Below are 16,993 nucleotides of genomic sequence, written 5' to 3' on the forward strand. Positions count from 1 at the left end.
CCGCCGAGGGGTATCTCCTCGGCTCGCGCCAGGCGGGCACTTCGCGGCTGTGGGCGGTGGTTGCGCGCTCGGCCTGCGGGGACACCCCTCCCCGTCCCCACTCCAGCAGTACGAGCCCGGTACCGGGAAGCCAACCGCGCCGGCCCGGAGCACGCAGCACGGGCAGGGGTAGCGGAGCGCCGGCGTGGGGTGGGGACACGGCGGAGTGTCCCCGCAGGACGAGCGCGCAACCCAGGCCGCCTGGCCGAGACCCCCCGCACGCGCCGAGCCGAGGAGATACTCCGGCGGGGCACCGCCCCACCCGTTCCATCCCGCCCCGCGGAAACCCGGCCACCCCGGCGGAAGCCGAGCGGCCCCGCGGAAACCCGGCCACCCCGGCGGAAGCCGAGCGGCCCCGCGGAAACCCGGCCACCCCGGCGGGAGGCGAGGGTCAGGGGAGTGGGAGTACCGCCGAGACTCTGAAGCCCCCCGTGTCCGTCGGGCCGGAGACGAAGACGCCGCCCAGCCCGAGCACCCGTTCCCGCATGCCGACCAGCCCGTTCCCGCCGCTCGGCAGCCCGACCCCGCCGGAGGCGCCCTCGCGCGGCCCGTTCTCCACCTGCATCGCCACCTCGCTCTCCCGGTGCGCCAGCCGTACGACGACCCGCGCCCCCGGAGCGTGCTTGTGGCAGTTGGTGAGCGCCTCCTGCACCACCCGGTACGCCGTCTGCTCCACCTCCGCCGCGTACGCCGCCCCCTCGCCCTGCACGACCATCTCGACGGCCATCCCGGCCGCCCGCGACTGGCCGACCAGCGCCTCCAGCGCCTCCAGCGAGGGCCCCTCGTCCGCGCCGCCCACGAGCGCGACCGGGCCCACCGGCACCGCTGCGGCCGCAGCCGCAGCCACCGCCGCCTTCGGCGGCGCCGCCCGCAGCACGCCGAGCATCTCCCGCAGCTCTGTCAGCGCCTGCCGCCCCATGTCCCCCACCAGCGCGGCGTTCTTCGCCGCCCGTGCCGGGTCCTTGACCGCCACCGCCTCCAGCGCGGCCGCGTGGACGACCATCAGCGACACCCGGTGCGCGACCACGTCGTGCATCTCCCGCGCGATCCGGGTCCGCTCCTCGGTACGGGCCCACTCGGCCCGCTCCTCCGCCCGGTCCGCCAGCAGCGACAGCTCCCGCTCCAGCGAGTCGGCCCGTTCCTGCAGGCTCTCCATCAACCGGCGCCGGGCGCCGATGTAGAGCCCGAGCAGCATGGGCGGCACGGTCAGCGCCACCGCGACGAACCCGGACAGCGCGACCACGAGCGCCGGATCGGCCTCCACGTCCCCGCGGGTCTTCAGGTACATCACGACGAAGGTCGCGACCAGCGACATCGAGGCCAGCGCCGCGATGATCCGCCGGGGCACCTCGGACGAGGCGAGCGAGTACATCCCCGCCACCGAAAGCAGGAACCCCATCTCGGCCGGCGCCACGGCGATGCCCACGAGCACCACGGCGATCGGCCAGCGCCGCCGCAGCACCAGCGTGGCCCCCACTGCGGCGCCGAACAGCACCCCGGCGGCCACGGGGATCCCCGCCTCGTGCGCGAAGCGGATCCCCTCCCATGCGCACTCCGCCGCGGACACCGCGGCCAGCGCCACGTCCACCACGGCATCCCGCCGCCGCGCCCACCACAAAGGCGGCCCAGCGCGGCCTTCCACTTCCCCCGTACTGGTCATGCCGTCCAGCGTACGCAGGCGTCCCGACAGACCACCGACAGAAGTCCGGCGCACACCGACAGACCGGATGCCGAGACCTGCATCCCACAGTGCGGGCGACTCGCGGTACACGCCCGCCGGCGCCGATCTTTACCGTCGCATTGGAGGGCGATGGTGCGGCATAGTAGGTGCCGTCGACTCGACCACCATGACGCAATGTCCGGTTTAGTCGGACATAGTCCCCTGTGGTGTAATTGGCAGCACTGAGGCTTTTGGTGCCTTATGTCCGGGTTCGAGTCCTGGCGGGGGAGCTTACGCACGTTCGGGTCCTGACCGCGGTGGTCGGGACCCGGCCTCGTTTCACGGCGTTAACGCCCCGGTATCCTTCACGGGTCCACCCCCGAAGCCGAAGGGCACACCCGTGAGCGCCAACCGCCCGGCAGCCGTCGTCGTACTCGCAGCGGGTGAAGGCACCCGCATGAAGTCGGCGACACCCAAGGTTCTGCACGAGATCTGCGGGCGCTCGCTCGTCGGTCACGTCGTCGCCGCCTCCCGCGAGCTGGACCCCGAACACCTCGTCGTGGTCGTCGGGCACGCCCGGGAGCAGGTCACCGCGCACCTCGCCGGCGTCGATGCCGACGTCCGCACCGCCGTCCAGCACGAGCAGAACGGCACCGGCCACGCCGTCCGCATGGCCCTCGAAGAGCTCGGCGGGCCCGTCGACGGCACCGTGATCGTCGTCTGCGGCGACACCCCGCTGCTGACCGGGGAGACGCTGGGCCGGCTCGCGCAGACGCACGCCGCCGACGGCAACGCCGTCACCGTGCTCACCGCCGAGGTGCCGGACTCCACCGGATACGGCCGCATCGTGCGCGACGCCGGCGGCGCCGTGACCGCGATCGTCGAGCACAAGGACGCCACCGACTCCCAGCGCGCGATCCGCGAGATCAACTCGGGTGTCTTCGCCTTCGACGGCGCCCTGCTCTCCGACGCGCTGGGCAAGGTCCGCACCGACAACAGCCAGGGCGAGGAGTACCTCACCGACGTCCTCGGCATCCTGCGCGAGGCCGGCCACCGGGTCGGCGCGGCCGTGGGCAGCGACCACCGCCAGATCCTGGGGATCAACAACCGCGTGCAGCTCGCCGAGGCCCGCGCCCTGCTGAACGCGCGCCTGCTGGAGCAGGCCATGCTCGCGGGCGTGACGGTCGTCGACCCGGCCAGCACGTTCGTCGACGTGACCGTGACCTTCGGGCAGGACGCGATCGTGCACCCCGGCACCCAGCTCCTGGGCGCCACGCACATCGCCGAGGGCGCCGAGGTGGGCCCCAACACCCGGCTGCGGGACACCCGGGTGGGCGCGGGCGCGCGCGTGGACAACACGGTGGCCGAGAGCGCGGTCGTGGGCCCTCAGGCGAGCGTGGGTCCGTTCGCGTACCTGCGTCCGGGCACGTCCCTCGGGGCCAAGGCCAAGGCCGGCACCTACGTGGAGATGAAGAACGCGACGATCGGCGAGGGCACCAAGGTGCCGCACCTGTCGTACGTGGGCGACGCGACGATCGGCGAGTACACGAACATCGGCGCGGCGAGCGTCTTCGTGAACTACGACGGTGAGCACAAGCACCACACCACCGTCGGCTCGCATTGCAAGACGGGGTCGGACAACATGTTTGTGGCACCCGTCACCATCGGGGACGGGGCCTACACGGCCGCCGGGTCCGTGATCACGAAGGATGTCCCGCCCGGTGCGCTGGCCGTGGCCCGTGGCCAGCAGCGGAATATCGAGGGCTGGGTGGCTCGCAAGCGTCCGGGAAGTGCCGCCGCGACGGCTGCGCAGTCGGCGACCTCGGAGGACTCCGAGCGCCCTTGAGGTGAACTGACCGGAAACAGGTACGCCTCGAACGGCGTACCGTGATAGGTGCACGCAATTCGGCTGGCTCACCGTGTGCGGGACGGACGCACATGGGGGCGAGCAGCTTCAACACGTCTGAGGAGACAGTGCTGTGACCGGGATCAAGACGACCGGCGAGAAGAAGCTGATGCTCTTCTCCGGCCGCGCCCACCCCGAGCTGGCCGAGGAGGTCGCGCACCAGCTGGGAGTCGGCCTCGTGCCGACCAAGGCTTTCGACTTCGCGAACGGTGAGATCTACGTCCGCTTCCAGGAGTCGGCGCGTGGCGCGGACTGCTTCCTGATCCAGAGCCACACGGCTCCGATCAACAAGTGGATCATGGAGCAGCTGATCATGATCGACGCGCTGAAGCGCGCGTCGGCACGTTCCATCACCGTGATCGTCCCGTCCTACGGGTACGCCCGCCAGGACAAGAAGCACAAGGGCCGCGAGCCGATCTCGGCGCGTCTGGTGGCGGACCTGCTGAAGACCGCGGGTGCGGACCGCATCCTGACGGTCGACCTGCACACGGACCAGATCCAGGGCTTCTTCGACGGCCCGGTGGACCACCTCTCGGCCCTGAACGTCCTCGCGGACTACGTGGGCGCCAAGGTGGACCGCACGAAGCTGACGATCGTGTCCCCGGACGCCGGCCGCGTGCGCGTGGCGGACCGCTGGTGCGACCGGCTGGACGCGCCGCTGGCGATCGTGCACAAGCGCCGCGACAAGGACGTCGCCAACCAGGTGACCGTCCACGAGGTCGTCGGTGAGGTCAAGGGCCGCGTCTGCGTCCTGGTCGACGACATGATCGACACGGGTGGCACGATCTGCGCCGCGGCCGAGGCGCTCTTCGCGCACGGCGCGGAGGACGTGATCGTGACGGCGACGCACGGCATCCTGTCGGGCCCCGCCGCCGACCGCCTGAAGAACTCCAAGGTCAGCGAGTTCGTCTTCACGAACACCCTGCCGGACCCGTCCGACCTGGAGCTGGACAAGATCACGGTGCTGTCGATCGCCCCGATGATCGCGCGTGCGGTGCGCGAGGTCTTCGAGGACGGTTCGGTGACGAGCCTGTTCGAGGAGCAGCAGTAAACCTCTGCGGCTAGATCCTTTTGAAGTGCGGCCTCCCCGCCGGGTAGACTCATCGAGTTGCTCGGCGAGGGAGGCCGCACTTCTGTGTGCGGATGCTCCGTTATCGACGCGCTCTTCGTAGCAGGCCGTTCAGGCCGGGTGACTGTGTCCATTTCCATCACCCCACGAGGAGTGAGCATGTCCGAGGTCAAGCTTTCCGCTTCCAGCCGTTCCAACTTCGGCAAGGGTGCCGCCCGTCAGGCCCGCCGCGACGGCCTGGTCCCCGGCGTCATCTACGGCCACGGCACCGCCCCGAAGCACGTCGACGTCGAGGGCCACGGCCTGATGATGGCCCTCAAGACCCCGAACGTCCTGCTGTCCCTGAACATCGCGGGCGACGGCACCGAGCTGGTCATCCCGAAGGCCGTGCAGCGTCACCCGGTCAAGCGCACCCTGACCCACGTCGACTTCCTGATCGTCAAGAAGGGCGAGAAGGTCGTCGTCGAGGTTCCGGTCGTGACCGAGGGCGACCTGGCCGCCGGTGGCAACCTGCTGGAGACCCTCCTGACCACGATCTCCGTCGAGGCCGAGGCCACCCACATCCCGACCGAGATCACCGTCTCGATCGAGGGCCTGGAGGCCGGTACGGCCGTGCACGCCTCCGACCTGAAGCTGCCGGCCGGCACCACCCTGGCCGTCGACGGCGAGACCGCCGTCCTGCAGGTCGTCGCCCCGCAGGCCGAGGAGCCGGCCGCCGAGGCCGAGGGTGAGACCGAGGGCGCCGAGGCCTGAGCCTCGCCCCTTCCCCTCAGCAGTTGCTGACCGACCGCCGTCCGGCTCCACTGGAGCGGGACGGCGGTCGTCTTCGTTCTAGGCGGTAAGGAGCTTTTGATGTCGGACGACGCGGCGCCCTGGCTGATCGTGGGCCTGGGCAATCCGGGTTCGGAGTACGCCGGGAACCGCCACAACATCGGGTTCATGGTGGTCGATCTGCTGGCGGAGCGGATCGGCGGGAGGTTCAAGGCGCACAAGGCGCGGGCCCAGGTGGTCGAGGGCCGCATCGGTCCGCCGGGGCCGGCGAACCGCCGGGTGGTGCTGGCCAAGCCGATGTCGTTCATGAACCTGTCGGGTGGGCCGGTGACGGCTCTGCGGGACTTCTACAAGGTGCCGCTGGAGCGGATCGTGGCGGTCCACGACGAGCTGGACATCGACTATCCGACGCTGCGCCTGAAGCTGGGCGGCGGGGACAACGGGCACAACGGCCTGAAGTCGATGACGAAGTCGATGGGTGCGGACTACCACCGGGTGCGGTGCGGCATCGGGCGCCCTCCGGGCCGGATGCAGGTCGCGGACTTCGTGCTGAAGGACTTCTCCTCCACGGAGCGCAAGGAGCTGGACTGGTTCGTGGACCGGGCGGCGGATGCGGTGGAGTGCCTGGTCTCGGAGGGCCTGGAGCGCGCCCAGTCGGCGTACAACGGGTAGCCGTTCACGCTTCGTTACATGGGACAAGTGCCTCGGAGTAGGTCAGTTCATAGCAAATTCGTACGCATGGCTCTTGACCGGGGCGGTGTCGCATCAGCATGCTTGCGCCGCCGCCCCCCATGGCCCCATGTTCCCCTCCCTCCCCAGAGGTGCCTCAATGCTCCGTTCCCGTAAGCGCTGGGCGGCTGTTGCCACTGCGCTGCTCCTCTCCGCGTCCGCCGGCCCGGCGTTCGCCGCCGATGCCTACGAGGTGCCGCTGCACCAGGCGAAGGACCTTCCGATCTACGCCGCCCAGTACAAGGGCAAGCCCGGTGAGACCTGCGCGTCCATACCCGCGACGAAGGACGGGTGGCACTTCATCGCGCCGGGCAGCCCGAACGAGGTCTCGTTCGTGAAGCTGACGGTGAAGTTCGAGCCGGGGGGCGAGCAGGTGATCACCGTGTTCGGTCCGCCGAACGACAACCACGCGTACGCGGCCTCGGAGCCCGGGGCGAAGCTGGTCTCGGCGGTCGCCGAGGTCGAGGGCACCACGGGCGGTGGCAAGAAGCTGGAGTGGTTCAACCTCTCGCACACCTGCCCGTCGACGGCCACGGCCGAGCCGACGCCGTCGCAGTCGTCCACCACGCCCGCGCCGTCGACGTCTACGTCGGCCTCGACGTCGCCGAGCACCAGCACGTCGGCCTCCGCGTCGGCGTCGACGAGCACGGGTCCGTCGTCCTCGACGAGCGTGTCGCCGTCTTCGTCGGCCTCCTCCCCCGTCCCGTCCGCGTCCGCCTCTGCCTCCGGCGGTACGACCGGTGGTGACCTGGCGAAGACCGGTTCCGACGCTCCGATCGGGCTGCTGGCCACGATGGCGGCGGTCCTGATCGCGGCCGGAGCGTTCCTCGTGGTCCGCCGTCGCAGGTCCGGTGCCCAGGGCTGAGCCCCATAGGTACGCAGAGGGGGGTCCCCCGCACCGGTCGGTGCGGGGGACCCCCCTTCTCGTGCGTACGGCGGCCGGGTCAGCCGGTGTTGCGCAGGCCTGCGGCGACGCCGTTGACGGTGAGGAGCAGGGCCCGGGAGAGGAGCGGGTCGGCCTCCTCGCCGCGGGCGGCGGCGGCGCGCTGGCGGGCCAGGAGGGAGACCTGGAGGTAGGAGATGGGGTCGAGGTAGGCGTCGCGCACGGCGAAGGTCTGCTGGAGCACGGGGTGCGAGTCGAGGAGCTCCTCGCCCCCGGTGATGCGCAGGACCTCGCGGACGGTGAGCTCGTGCTCGGCCTCGATGCGGGTGAAGACGTGCTTGAGGTGGTCGGGGACGAGGGTGTCGACGTAGTGGCGGGCGATCCGCAGGTCGGTCTTGGCCAGGGTCATCTCGACGTTGGACAGGAAGTTGCGGAAGAAGTGCCAGCGCTCTCCCATCTCGGTGAGGGCGTCCTCGTGCCCGGCCTCGCGCAGCGCCTTGAGGCCGGAGCCGACGCCGTACCAGCCGGGGACGATCTGGCGGGACTGGGTCCAGCCGAAGACCCACGGGATGGCGCGCAGGCCGTCGAGGCCCGCTCCGGAGTCGGGCCGGCGGGAGGGCCGGGAGCCGAGGTGGAGGTCGGCGAGCTGGTCGACGGGGGTGGCGGCGAAGAAGTACGCGGGCAGGTCGGGGTCTTCGACGAGCTCGCGGTAGGCGGCGTGGGCGGCGTCGGAGACGGTGTCCATGGCCGCGTCCCAGCGGGCGAGGGCCTCGTCGGACTGGCGGGGCGCGGTGTGCAGGGCGGAGGCCTGCAGGGTGGCGGCGACGGTCAGTTCGAGGTTCTCGCGTGCGAGGGAGGGGACGAGGTACTTGTCGGAGATGACCTCGCCCTGCTCGGTGACCTTGATCTCGCCCTCCAGGGTGCCCCAGGGCTGGGCGAGGATCGCGTCGTGGGAGGGGCCGCCGCCGCGGCCGACGGTACCGCCGCGGCCGTGGAAGAGGCGCAGGCGCACGCCGTAGCGGTGGGCGACGTCGCGCAGGCGGCGCTGGGCGCGGTGGATCTCCCACTGGCTGGTGGTGATGCCGCCGAACTTGGAGGAGTCGGAGTAGCCGAGCATGACCTCCTGGACGTCACCGCGCAGGGAGACCAGGCGCCGGTAGGAGGGGTCGGCGAGCATCTCGTCGAGGATGACGTCGGCGGCGCGGAGCTCGTCGGTGGTCTCCAGGAGCGGGACGATGCCGATCTTGGCCCAGCCGGCGTGGAGGTCGAGGAGGCCGGCTTCGCGGGCGAGGACGGCGGCGGCGAAGACGTCGTCGGCACCCTGGCACATCGAGATGATGTAGGACTCGATGACCTCGGGTCCGAACTTCTCGAAGGCGTCCTTGACGGCGGCGAAGACACCGAGGGTCTTGGCGCCTGCGGCGTCGAGGGGGGCCGGGGTGGGGGCCAGCGGGCGGCGCGAGCGGAGCTCCTTGGCCAGGAGCTTCTGGCGGTAGTCGCGCGGCATGTCGGCGTAGCGCCAGGATTCCTCGCCGAGGCGGTCGAAGAGCTGGCCGAGGGCGTGGTGGTGGGCGTCGGCGTGTTCGCGGACGTCCATGGTGGCGAGCTGCAGGCCGAAGGCTGCGAGGGTGCGGATGGTGCGGTCCATGTGGCCTTCGGCGAAGAGGCCGCCGCGGTGCTCGCGCAGGGAGGTCTGGATGAGGGTGAGGTCCGTGAGGAACTCGGCGGTGCCGAGGTAGTCGCGGCCCTCCTCGTGGGGGATGCCCTTGGCGAGGCGCTCGCGGGTGTTGAGGAGCTTCTGGCGGATGCAGGTGGCCTTGAGCCGGTAGGGCTCCTCGGCGTTGAGCCGCTTGTAGCGGGGGCTGATCTCGGGGAGGCGTTCGAGGTCGGCCTGGAGGGAGGCGAGGAGTTCCTCGGTGGCTCCGGTGTAGCGGATGGAGTTGGAGAGGAGGCTGCGCAGGAAGTCGACGAGTTCGAGGGCGTCGGTGATGCCGTGCTCGTGCTGGAGGATCAGCACGTCGCGGGTGACGTCGGGGGTGACGTTGGGGTTGCCGTCGCGGTCGCCGCCGATCCAGGTGCCGAAGGTGAGGGGGCGGGTGCCGGCGGGCAGTTCGATGCCGACGCGCCGTAGTTCGGCGGCGAGGTCCTCCAGGACATCGCCGACGGCGCCGGCGTGGAGTTCGTCGAGGTAGTAGATGGCGTTGCGGGCCTCGTCGGCGGGTTCGGGGCGGACGACGCGCAGTTCGTCGGTCTGCCAGACGAGGTCGATGTTCTCGGCGAGGCGGAGGTCGTGGCGGCGCCGGTCGCCGGCGCCGGTGACGGGCTCCTCCAGGAGGGCCGCGATGCGGCGCAGCTTGTTGAGGACGCTGCGGCGGGCCGCCTCGGTGGGGTGTGCGGTGAAGACGGGGCGGACGTTGAGGTTCTTGACCGTCTCGCGCAGGTGCTCGGGGTCGGCGTCCTTGAGCATGTCGGCGGTGCGGGCGAGGAGCCCGCCCTCGGCGGCCCGGTGGGCGCGCAGTTCCTTGCCGCGGTGGACCTGCTCGGTGATGTTGGCGAGGTGGAAGTAGGTGGAGAAGGCCCGCACGAGCTTGCCGGCGGTCTCCAGGTCGGTGTCGCCGAGGAGGGCGGCGGCGGCTTCGCCGTCGGTACGGGTGAGGGCGCGGACGCGTTCGACGAGGTCGAGCAGGTCCTGGCCTTCCTGGCGTACGAGCGTCTCCCCGAGGAGGTCGCCGAGGCGGCGGATGTCCGCGCGCAGTTCCGCGTTGGCGGTGGCGGCCGGGGTGACGGGGGCCTGCTGGGTGGCCAGGGGGGCCTTGTCAGCACTGCTCACAGGTGCGGCTCCTTGCAGTGTTCGAGCGCTACTGGGCGGTGGGCTCCCGGCCGTGCGCGGCGTTGACCCTTCGGACTGGCGTCCGGGGGACCGCCGCTCCTGAGGTGTGGCTCGGGCTGCCCGTGCGGACCGCGCTGTCCGACGGGGAACAGGATAGGTGTCCGATGCCCGTGCCTGGGCAAACGTCTCATAGGCCGAGTCGTCGGGGGTCCGGCGGCGGGTGGCGGGCGTGGGCGCGCGCCGGTTGTCGTGGCCGTGCTCCTCTTGTCCCGGGCCCCGGCTGCGCCATACTTACGATGCCGTAGGTTACGGGCCCGTAGGGTCTGGTGACCTGCGAGCCTCCGACTTCCCTCACCCCCCAGGGGACACCCATGACCACCAGCCCCGATCTGATCGAGGGTGCCTCCGCGCCCTCCGAGAATCCTGTGCCGTCCGCGACGCTGGGCGGCGAGAACAAGCGCTCGATCGAGCAGGTCGCCCTACTGCTGTTCATCACCGTTCCCTTCGTGGCGCTGCTGGCGGCGGTGCCGCTGGCCTGGGGCTGGGGGGTGAGCTGGCTGGACCTGGGCCTGATGGTGTTCATGTACTTCCTGGCCTGCCACGGGATCACCATCGGTTTCCACCGCTACTTCACGCACGGTTCCTTCAAGGCGAAGCGGCCGCTGCGGATCGTGCTCGCCGTGATGGGTTCGATGGCGGTGGAGGGTCCGCTGGTGCGGTGGGTGGCGGACCACCGCAAGCACCACAAGTTCTCGGACCACGAGGGTGACCCGCATTCGCCGTGGCGGTTCGGCGAGACGGTGCCGGCGCTGATGAAGGGCCTGTGGTGGGCGCACATCGGCTGGCTGTTCGACGAGGAGCAGACCGATCAGCAGAAGTACGCCCCGGATCTGATCAAGGATCCGGCGATCCGGCGCATCTCGCGGGACTTCATCTGGTGGACGATCTTCTCGCTGGCGGTTCCGCCGCTGGTGGGTGGTCTGGTGTCGATGTCGTGGTGGGGTGCGTTCACGGCGTTCTTCTGGGGTTCTCTGGTGCGGGTGGCGCTGTTGCACCACGTGACGTGGTCGATCAACTCGATCTGTCACGCGGTGGGCAAGCGGCCGTTCAAGTCCCGGGACCGGTCGGGCAACGTGTGGTGGCTGGCGGTGCTGTCGTGCGGTGAGTCGTGGCACAACCTGCACCACGCGGACCCGACGTCGGCGCGGCACGGTGTACTGCGGGGGCAGGTGGATTCGAGTGCGCGGCTGATCCGCTGGTTCGAGCAGCTGGGGTGGGCCACGGACGTGCGGTGGCCCTCGGCGTCCCGGATCGACGCCCGGCGCAGGGAAAACCGGCCGAACCCGGCATGATGGGGGACGTGGCGATCGACGGTAATTCCAGCAGCGACAAGCCCAGGCGTGGCCGCCGGGTCCGGATGACGGGCGCGGAGCGGCGCCAGCAATTGCTGGACATCGGCCGGACCCTGTTCGCGGAGAAGGGCTTCGAAGGCACGTCGGTGGAGGAGATCGCGGCGAAGGCCGGGGTGTCCAAGCCGGTGGTGTACGAGCACTTCGGCGGCAAGGAGGGGCTGTACGCGGTCGTCGTGGACCGGGAGATGCGCCAGCTGCTGGACGGGGTGACGGGTGCGCTGACGGCCGGGCATCCGCGGGAGCTGCTGGAGCAGGCGGCGTTCGCGCTGCTGGACTACATCGAGTCGTACACGGACGGTTTCCGGATCCTGGTGCGGGATTCCCCGGTCGCGCAGTCGACGGGTACGTTCGCGTCGCTGATCAGTGACATCGCCACGCAGGTGGAGGACATCCTGGGTCTGGAGTTCAAGGCCCGGGGCTTCGATCCGAAGCTGGCCCCGCTGTACGCGCAGGCGCTGGTCGGGATGGTGGCGCTGACGGGCCAATGGTGGCTGGACGTGCGCAGGCCCAAGAAGGCCGAGGTGGCCGCGCACCTGGTGAACCTGGCGTGGCACGGACTGGACGGGCTGGAGTCGAAGCCGCAGCTGGTGGGCCGCCGCAAGAGCTAGTGCGGTCACAGCACTGGGCGGTCTGCGGGCGGTACGACGGCGCCCCGTCACCGGTGTTCCGGTGACGGGGCGCCGTCGTGTCGTGCGGGGCTGCCTACCGGTCGGAGGCGGCTCCGGCGTCCGCGTCGAAGGGTTCCAGGAATTCGAGCCGGTTGCCCACGGGGTCCTCGGAGTAGAAGCGGTGGTGGCCCGGGAGGTTCTCGTCCCAGACGACCTTGGCGCCCCCCTCCTCCAGTCTCCGCGCGTACGCCTCGATGCCGGTGACCCGCAGTCCGGGGTGCGCCTTGCGGGCGGGCCGGAAGTCGTCCTCGACGCCGAGGTGCAGTTGGACGGGGCCGGCGGCGAACCAGCAGCCTCCGCGGGCGGCGAGCACGGGCGGTTTGGGGATCTCGGTCATGCCCAGGACATCGGCGTAGTAGGCGCGCAGCCGGTCCTCCGAGTCCGGCGGCGCGGCAAGTTGGACGTGGTCGACTGCGGTGAGCACGGTCAGGCCTCCTTGCGGGCGACGGCGAAGATCCTTCGGAACGGGAAGACGGTTCCGCGCGGCCCGCTCGGGTAGGCCGCGCGCAGCCGGTCGCGGTATTCGGCGAGGAAGGCGTCGACCGCTTCCCGGTCGTCGCCGAGGGCGGTGAGGACGGGCCGCAGGGCGGTGCCCTTGACCCAGTCGAGCACCGGGTCGGGCCCCTGCAGGAGCTGGTGGTAGGTGGTCTCCCAGACGTCGGCGTCGCAGCCGAGCGCGGTGAACCGGGCGAGGTATTCGGCAGGTTCGAGAAGGTGGATGTAGCGGGCGCCGTGGCCGGCGAGCCGGGACCGCCAGCGCGGGGTGTCGCACAGTTCCGCGAGCAGGGCGTGGCTGGGGGCGGTGAAGTTGCCGGGGATCTGGAAGGCAAAGGTGCCGCCGGGGCGCAGGCCGTTGATCCAGGCGCCGAAGGAGCCGGGGTGGCCGGGGACCCATTGGAGGGCGGCGTTGGAGACGATCAGGTCGTAGGGCTCCTCGGGGAGCCAGCCGGCGATGTCCCCGTGGCGGAAGTCGAGGCTGCCGCCGCCGGCGGTGGGGCCGGCGTACTGCTCGGTGGCGCGCTGGAGCATCTCCGGCGAGAGGTCGAAGCCGGTGATGGCGGCCTCGGGCCAGCGGGTCGCGAGGAGCTCGGTGACGTTGCCGGGGCCGCAGCCGAGGTCGGCGATGCGGGCGGGGCCGGTGGGGAGTTCGGGTATGCGGGTGAGCAGGTCGAGGAAGGGCCGTGCGCGGTGGCCGGCGTGCCGGAGGTACTGCTGGGGGTCCCAGGTGGGTGCGGAGGGCGCGGTGGACGTGGGGGTCCCTGCGTGCGCGGTATCGGAATACATGTTCGAGCCTCCCTGCTGGCGGGGCGGTCGGAAGCGGAATCTGTTCCGGCCCCCTCCATGCCCCATGCTCGCTTCATTTATATCTCGATGTCAAGATACTCGCGATCGAGATACTCGGGATGAAGAGACTTCACATCGACAGACCCCTTACACTGATCGGCATGGAGGACGAGGTCGACCGACTGGTGGCGGCATGGCGGCGGGAGCGCCCTGACCTCGACGTGGAACCGCTCGAGGTACTGAGCCGCGTCAGCAGGCTCGCGCGCCATCTCGACCGCGCCCGCAGGCTGGCCTTCTCCGAGCACGGCCTGGAACCCTGGGAGTTCGACGTCCTGACGTCGCTGCGCCGCGCCGGCGCCCCCTACCAGCTCTCCCCCGGCCAGCTGTTGACCCAGACCCTGGTCACCTCCGGGACCATGACCAACCGCATCGACCGGCTGGCCAAGAAGGGCCTCGTCGAACGGCTCCCCGACCCCAGCGACCGCCGGGGGGTCCTGGTGCGGCTCACCCCCGAGGGCCGGGACCGCGCCGACCAGGCCCTTGCCGGGCTGCTGGCCCAGGAACGGGCGATCCTGGCCCAGCTCTCGCAGAGTCAGCGCGGTGATCTCGCCGGGCTGCTACGCCAGTTGACCGCTCCGTTCGACAACATCCCCGGCTAGGTCGGCGGGTCGTACGCCGGCCCGCCGGGCCAGCGCCACCGCGGCCAGGGTGGAGTGCACGCCGAGCTTGCCCAGCACGTTCTGCATGTGGGTGCGGACCGTGTGCGGGGACAGGAACAGCCGCGCCGCCACGTCCTTGCGGCCCAGCCCCGCCACCATGCAGCGCAGCACCTCGTGCTCGCGCGGGGTGAGGGACTCCACGAGCCGTTCGCTGTCCGTGCGGTGCTTGCGCGCCGCGGTCAGCTCCCGGAGCACCCCGGTGAGCAGGGCGGGCGGGAGGTGGGTCTCCTCCCGCAGGACCCCGCGGATGACGGCCAGCAGGCGCGAGAGCGAGCAGTCCTTGGCCACCCAGCCCGAAGCCCCCGCCTGCAGGGCGAGAGCGGCCCGGCGCGGGTCGTCGCGCTCGGCGAGGACGACCGTACGGACCCCGGGGTGGGCCACCCGCACCCCGGCCACCAGCGCGATCCCGTCCGCGCCGGACTGGGGCGGCCCGGCCCCCGGCTCCCGCTGGGCGGGCACGGCCCCGGCGACCGTGCCGAGATCGGCGTCGACCAGCAGGACGTCGAAGCGGCGGCCCTCGGCCACCGCGCGTTCGAGGCAGCGCAGCGCGGCGGGGCCGCTGCCGGCCGCGGACACGTCCACGTCCGGCTCGGCCGCGAGCGCGGCTGCGAGCGATTCGGCGAAGATGCGGTGATCGTCGACGACGAGAACCCGGATACGAACCACAAAACCCCCAAGGGTAGGGGAACGGACGACGGCGGGTACGGCGCCAGGACCGGGTGATCCGCAGCCCCCGGCCGCCGCCGAGACATATCTGCACTACCCCGGACCGGACGCCGTACCCGACTTGTCTCGACCCCTGAATCAACACCGGCCCCCACCGGTGTCACGCATCAGCGTAGGGCCGGGGGCGGCTCGCGGTTGGCCGAATAGCAGAAGTTTTCCCCGCGGATTTCAGGAGCGTGCGTTCCGAAGGGGCTCGGCCGTGGCTTGAAATCGCCTGAATCGGGGGCTGTGGGACGTCATACGCGCGGGCGTGTGCCATCGGCAGTTGCACGGGGGGCATTTCACCCGGCGTGCGCACGCCGGGCGCCCGCGCGCAGCGCCCGGCCGCAGCGCCCGGCCCCGGCATGCACGCCCCCACCCCGGCGCACACCGAACCGCGCGCCACCGAGGCCCGACGGAAGCGCTGCACGGGCGAGTGAGCCGAAGGGGCGCCCCGGGGGGTGAGGGCGTGCGCGCACAGGAAATTCCTGTGCGCGCACGTCCTCACGAGCCGGCAACAGGCGCCCGGAGGCGAACCGAGCCCTAGGAAGCAGCGTGGGTGCGGGCGAAGTTCCACGCGTCCTGGATGATGCCGGTCAGGTCCGAGCGGTTGGGGGTCCAGCCGAGGCGCTCGTGGGCCGTGCGGGCGGAGGCGACCAGCATGGCCGGGTCGCCGGCCCGGCGCGGGGCGACGACCTCGGGGATCTCGCGGCCGGTGACCTTGCGGACGGTCTCGATGACCTCCCGGACCGAGAAGCCGCTGCCGTTGCCCAGGTTGCAGATCAGGTGCTCCCCGGCGGTGGCGGCGCGCAGGGCGGCCAGGTGGGCCTCCGCGAGGTCGGCGACGTGGATGTAGTCGCGTACGCAGGTGCCGTCCGGGGTCGGGTAGTCCTCGCCGAACACCGAGATCGACTCGCGCTCGCCGAGCGCGACCTGGAGGACCAGCGGGATGAGGTGCGTCTCGGGGCTGTGGCGCTCGCCGAACTCGCCGTAGGCGCCGGCCACGTTGAAGTAGCGCAGGGACACCGCGGCCAGGCCGTGCGCCACGCACTCCCCCGCGATCATGTGGTCGACGGCGAGCTTGGAGGCGCCGTAGGGGTTGGTCGGCGCGGTCACCGAGGCCTCCGTGAGCAGGCCCTCGGTCGGCTCGCCGTAGGTGGCGGCGGTGGAGGAGAAGACGAGGCGGCGCACGCCGGCCTCGCGCATCGCTGCCAGCAGGGCGAGGGTGCCGCCGACGTTGTTCTCCCAGTACTTGCCCGGGTTCACGACGGACTCGCCGACCTGCGAGGAGGCGGCGAAGTGCAGCACCGCGTCGTAGGAGGAGTCGATGTGTCGGGCGGCGTCCTGGATCCGGCCCTCGACGAAGGTGGCGCCGGCGGGAACGCCGACGCGGAAGCCGGTGCTGAGGTCGTCGAGGACGGTGACCTCGTGGCCGGCCTCCAGGAGGTGGGCCGCGACCACGCTGCCGACGTATCCGGCGCCACCGGTTACCAGGTACTTGCTCACTCGCCTACTGCCTCTCGCGGGGGACCACGCGCGCGTGGGTGCGCGTGCTTGTGCACTGGCTTACCCGATGCGGCGCCCGCGGGGGAAATCGGCGGCCCCCGGCCGCCGCCCGGTCAGCCCTGCGCCGCGGCGGGCGACGACCCGGGCAGGGCCCGGTCGAGGAGGCCGGTACGGGCGGCCAGCGCGGCCGCCTCCAGCCGCGATCCGACGCCCAGCTTCATCAGGACCCGCTGCACGTGCGTACGGGCGGTGCTCGGGGCGATCGCCATGCCGGCGGCGATCAGCCGGGTGTCCTCGCCCTCGGCGACCCGCACCAGCACCTCCACCTCGCGCGGGGTGAGCAGCCGCAGCAGTCGGCCGGCTTCGTCGTCGGGCTGGACGGCGGGGTTCAGGAGCTCCGCGAAGGCCCCCTGGAGCAGTTGCGGGGCGATCGCCGCCTCTCCCGCCCTCGCCTTGGCCAGGGCCCGCTCCACGCCCTCGATGCGCTCGTCCTGGCGTACGTATCCGCAGGCGCCCGCGGCGAAGGCGGCGGCGATCCCGCGCGGGCTGGGTACCGGGCCGAGGACGACCACGGCGATCTGGGGGCGCTCCCGCTTGATGCGGACGACGGGCTCGAAGGCCCCGGGCTCGGCGGGGGTGGCGGTGCCGAGGAGGCAGACCTCCGGGGCGCGGCTGATGACGAGCTCGGCGGCGCCGGCCGCCGGGGCCGCGGCCGCCAGTACCCGGTGGCCGCGCAGTTTCAGGGCAGAGGCCAGTGCCTCGGCCAGCAGCCGGTGGTCGTCGACCACCACGACGCGTACGCCCATTGAGGA

15 protein-coding genes and 1 tRNA gene are annotated in these 16,993 nt (G+C 71.6%); 9 read left to right on the forward strand and 7 right to left on the reverse strand.

The genetic code is table 11. The features are described from left to right. Nucleotides 1–430 precede the first annotated feature (430 nt). Nucleotides 431–1,699 carry a histidine kinase gene (locus tag E6U81_RS25020; protein WP_136232333.1) on the reverse strand — a complete coding sequence of 423 codons (1,269 nt, stop codon included), beginning with the start codon at nt 1,697–1,699 and terminating at the stop codon, nt 431–433. Nucleotides 1,700–1,917: 218 nt separating this feature from the next. Here E6U81_RS25020 and E6U81_RS25025 point away from each other — a divergent pair. The 6 genes from E6U81_RS25025 (at nt 1,918) to E6U81_RS25050 (ending at nt 7,039) form a co-directional block, all read left to right on the forward strand. Beyond that, a tRNA-Gln gene (locus tag E6U81_RS25025) sits at nt 1,918–1,989 on the forward strand. A gap of 110 nt (nt 1,990–2,099) precedes the next feature. Then, nucleotides 2,100–3,545: a bifunctional UDP-N-acetylglucosamine diphosphorylase/glucosamine-1-phosphate N-acetyltransferase GlmU gene (gene glmU / locus E6U81_RS25030; protein WP_136232334.1), complete on the forward strand. Its 1,446-nt coding sequence runs from the start codon at nt 2,100–2,102 to the stop codon at nt 3,543–3,545. Between the two features lie 133 nt (nt 3,546–3,678). Continuing rightward, a complete protein-coding gene (locus tag E6U81_RS25035; protein ID WP_136232335.1) occupies nt 3,679–4,656 on the forward strand; it encodes a ribose-phosphate diphosphokinase in 978 nt (325 codons plus the stop codon). 177 nt (nt 4,657–4,833) lie between these two features. Then, nucleotides 4,834–5,427 carry a 50S ribosomal protein L25/general stress protein Ctc gene (locus tag E6U81_RS25040; protein WP_136232336.1) on the forward strand — a complete coding sequence of 198 codons (594 nt, stop codon included), beginning with the start codon at nt 4,834–4,836 and terminating at the stop codon, nt 5,425–5,427. A 99-nt stretch (nt 5,428–5,526) separates the two neighbouring features. Beyond that, nucleotides 5,527–6,117 (forward strand): aminoacyl-tRNA hydrolase, encoded by a 591-nt coding sequence (gene pth / locus E6U81_RS25045; protein ID WP_136232337.1) that lies wholly within the window; start codon nt 5,527–5,529, stop codon nt 6,115–6,117. Between the two features lie 157 nt (nt 6,118–6,274). Next, nucleotides 6,275–7,039, forward strand: a complete 765-nt coding sequence (locus E6U81_RS25050) for an LPXTG cell wall anchor domain-containing protein (RefSeq protein ID WP_136232338.1) — start codon at nt 6,275–6,277, stop codon at nt 7,037–7,039. Nucleotides 7,040–7,118: 79 nt separating this feature from the next. Here the strand turns inward: E6U81_RS25050 and ppc are convergent, their stop codons facing one another. After that, the gene (ppc, locus tag E6U81_RS25055; RefSeq protein WP_136232380.1) at nt 7,119–9,863 is read right to left on the reverse strand and encodes a phosphoenolpyruvate carboxylase; all 2,745 of its coding nucleotides are present in this window, start codon (nt 9,861–9,863) and stop codon (nt 7,119–7,121) included. A gap of 395 nt (nt 9,864–10,258) precedes the next feature. On the opposite strand from ppc, the gene E6U81_RS25060 reads away from it, so the two are divergent. Then, nucleotides 10,259–11,239, forward strand: coding sequence for a fatty acid desaturase (locus E6U81_RS25060; RefSeq protein WP_136232339.1), 981 nt, complete (start codon nt 10,259–10,261; stop codon nt 11,237–11,239). Beyond that, nucleotides 11,239–11,907: a TetR/AcrR family transcriptional regulator gene (locus E6U81_RS25065; RefSeq protein ID WP_240804013.1), complete on the forward strand. Its 669-nt coding sequence runs from the start codon at nt 11,239–11,241 to the stop codon at nt 11,905–11,907. Before E6U81_RS25060 ends, E6U81_RS25065 begins: the two co-directional genes overlap by 1 nt. Nucleotides 11,908–12,001: 94 nt before the next feature. Here the strand turns inward: E6U81_RS25065 and E6U81_RS25070 are convergent, their stop codons facing one another. Together E6U81_RS25070 and E6U81_RS25075 are read right to left on the reverse strand one after the other, a co-directional pair. Then, nucleotides 12,002–12,391, reverse strand: coding sequence for a VOC family protein (locus E6U81_RS25070; protein ID WP_136232341.1), 390 nt, complete (start codon nt 12,389–12,391; stop codon nt 12,002–12,004). Nucleotides 12,392–12,393: 2 nt separating this feature from the next. After that, nucleotides 12,394–13,251 (reverse strand): trans-aconitate 2-methyltransferase, encoded by an 858-nt coding sequence (locus E6U81_RS25075; RefSeq protein WP_136232342.1) that lies wholly within the window; start codon nt 13,249–13,251, stop codon nt 12,394–12,396. Between the two features lie 161 nt (nt 13,252–13,412). Between E6U81_RS25075 and E6U81_RS25080 the strand changes: the two genes are divergently transcribed. Next, nucleotides 13,413–13,910 carry a MarR family transcriptional regulator gene (locus E6U81_RS25080; protein WP_030659599.1) on the forward strand — a complete coding sequence of 166 codons (498 nt, stop codon included), beginning with the start codon at nt 13,413–13,415 and terminating at the stop codon, nt 13,908–13,910. On the opposite strand, the gene E6U81_RS25085 is transcribed toward E6U81_RS25080, so the two are convergent. The 3 genes from E6U81_RS25085 to E6U81_RS25095 form a co-directional block, all read right to left on the reverse strand. Further along, on the reverse strand, nt 13,869–14,636 hold the full coding sequence (locus tag E6U81_RS25085) for a response regulator transcription factor (protein WP_136232343.1): 768 nt from the start codon (nt 14,634–14,636) through the stop codon (nt 13,869–13,871). The two genes, E6U81_RS25080 and E6U81_RS25085, sit on opposite strands and share 42 nt — an antisense overlap. A gap of 582 nt (nt 14,637–15,218) precedes the next feature. Continuing rightward, complete coding sequence (gene galE, locus E6U81_RS25090; RefSeq protein ID WP_136232344.1) at nt 15,219–16,181, reverse strand: UDP-glucose 4-epimerase GalE; 963 nt, start codon at nt 16,179–16,181, stop codon at nt 15,219–15,221. Nucleotides 16,182–16,294: 113 nt separating this feature from the next. Next, nucleotides 16,295–16,987 (reverse strand): LuxR C-terminal-related transcriptional regulator, encoded by a 693-nt coding sequence (locus E6U81_RS25095; RefSeq protein WP_136232381.1) that lies wholly within the window; start codon nt 16,985–16,987, stop codon nt 16,295–16,297. Nucleotides 16,988–16,993: the final 6 nt, after the last annotated feature.

The sequence above is a fragment of the Streptomyces sp. A0592 genome, assembly GCF_004795115.1.
Classification (GTDB): Bacteria; Actinomycetota; Actinomycetes; order Streptomycetales; family Streptomycetaceae; genus Streptomyces; species Streptomyces erythrochromogenes.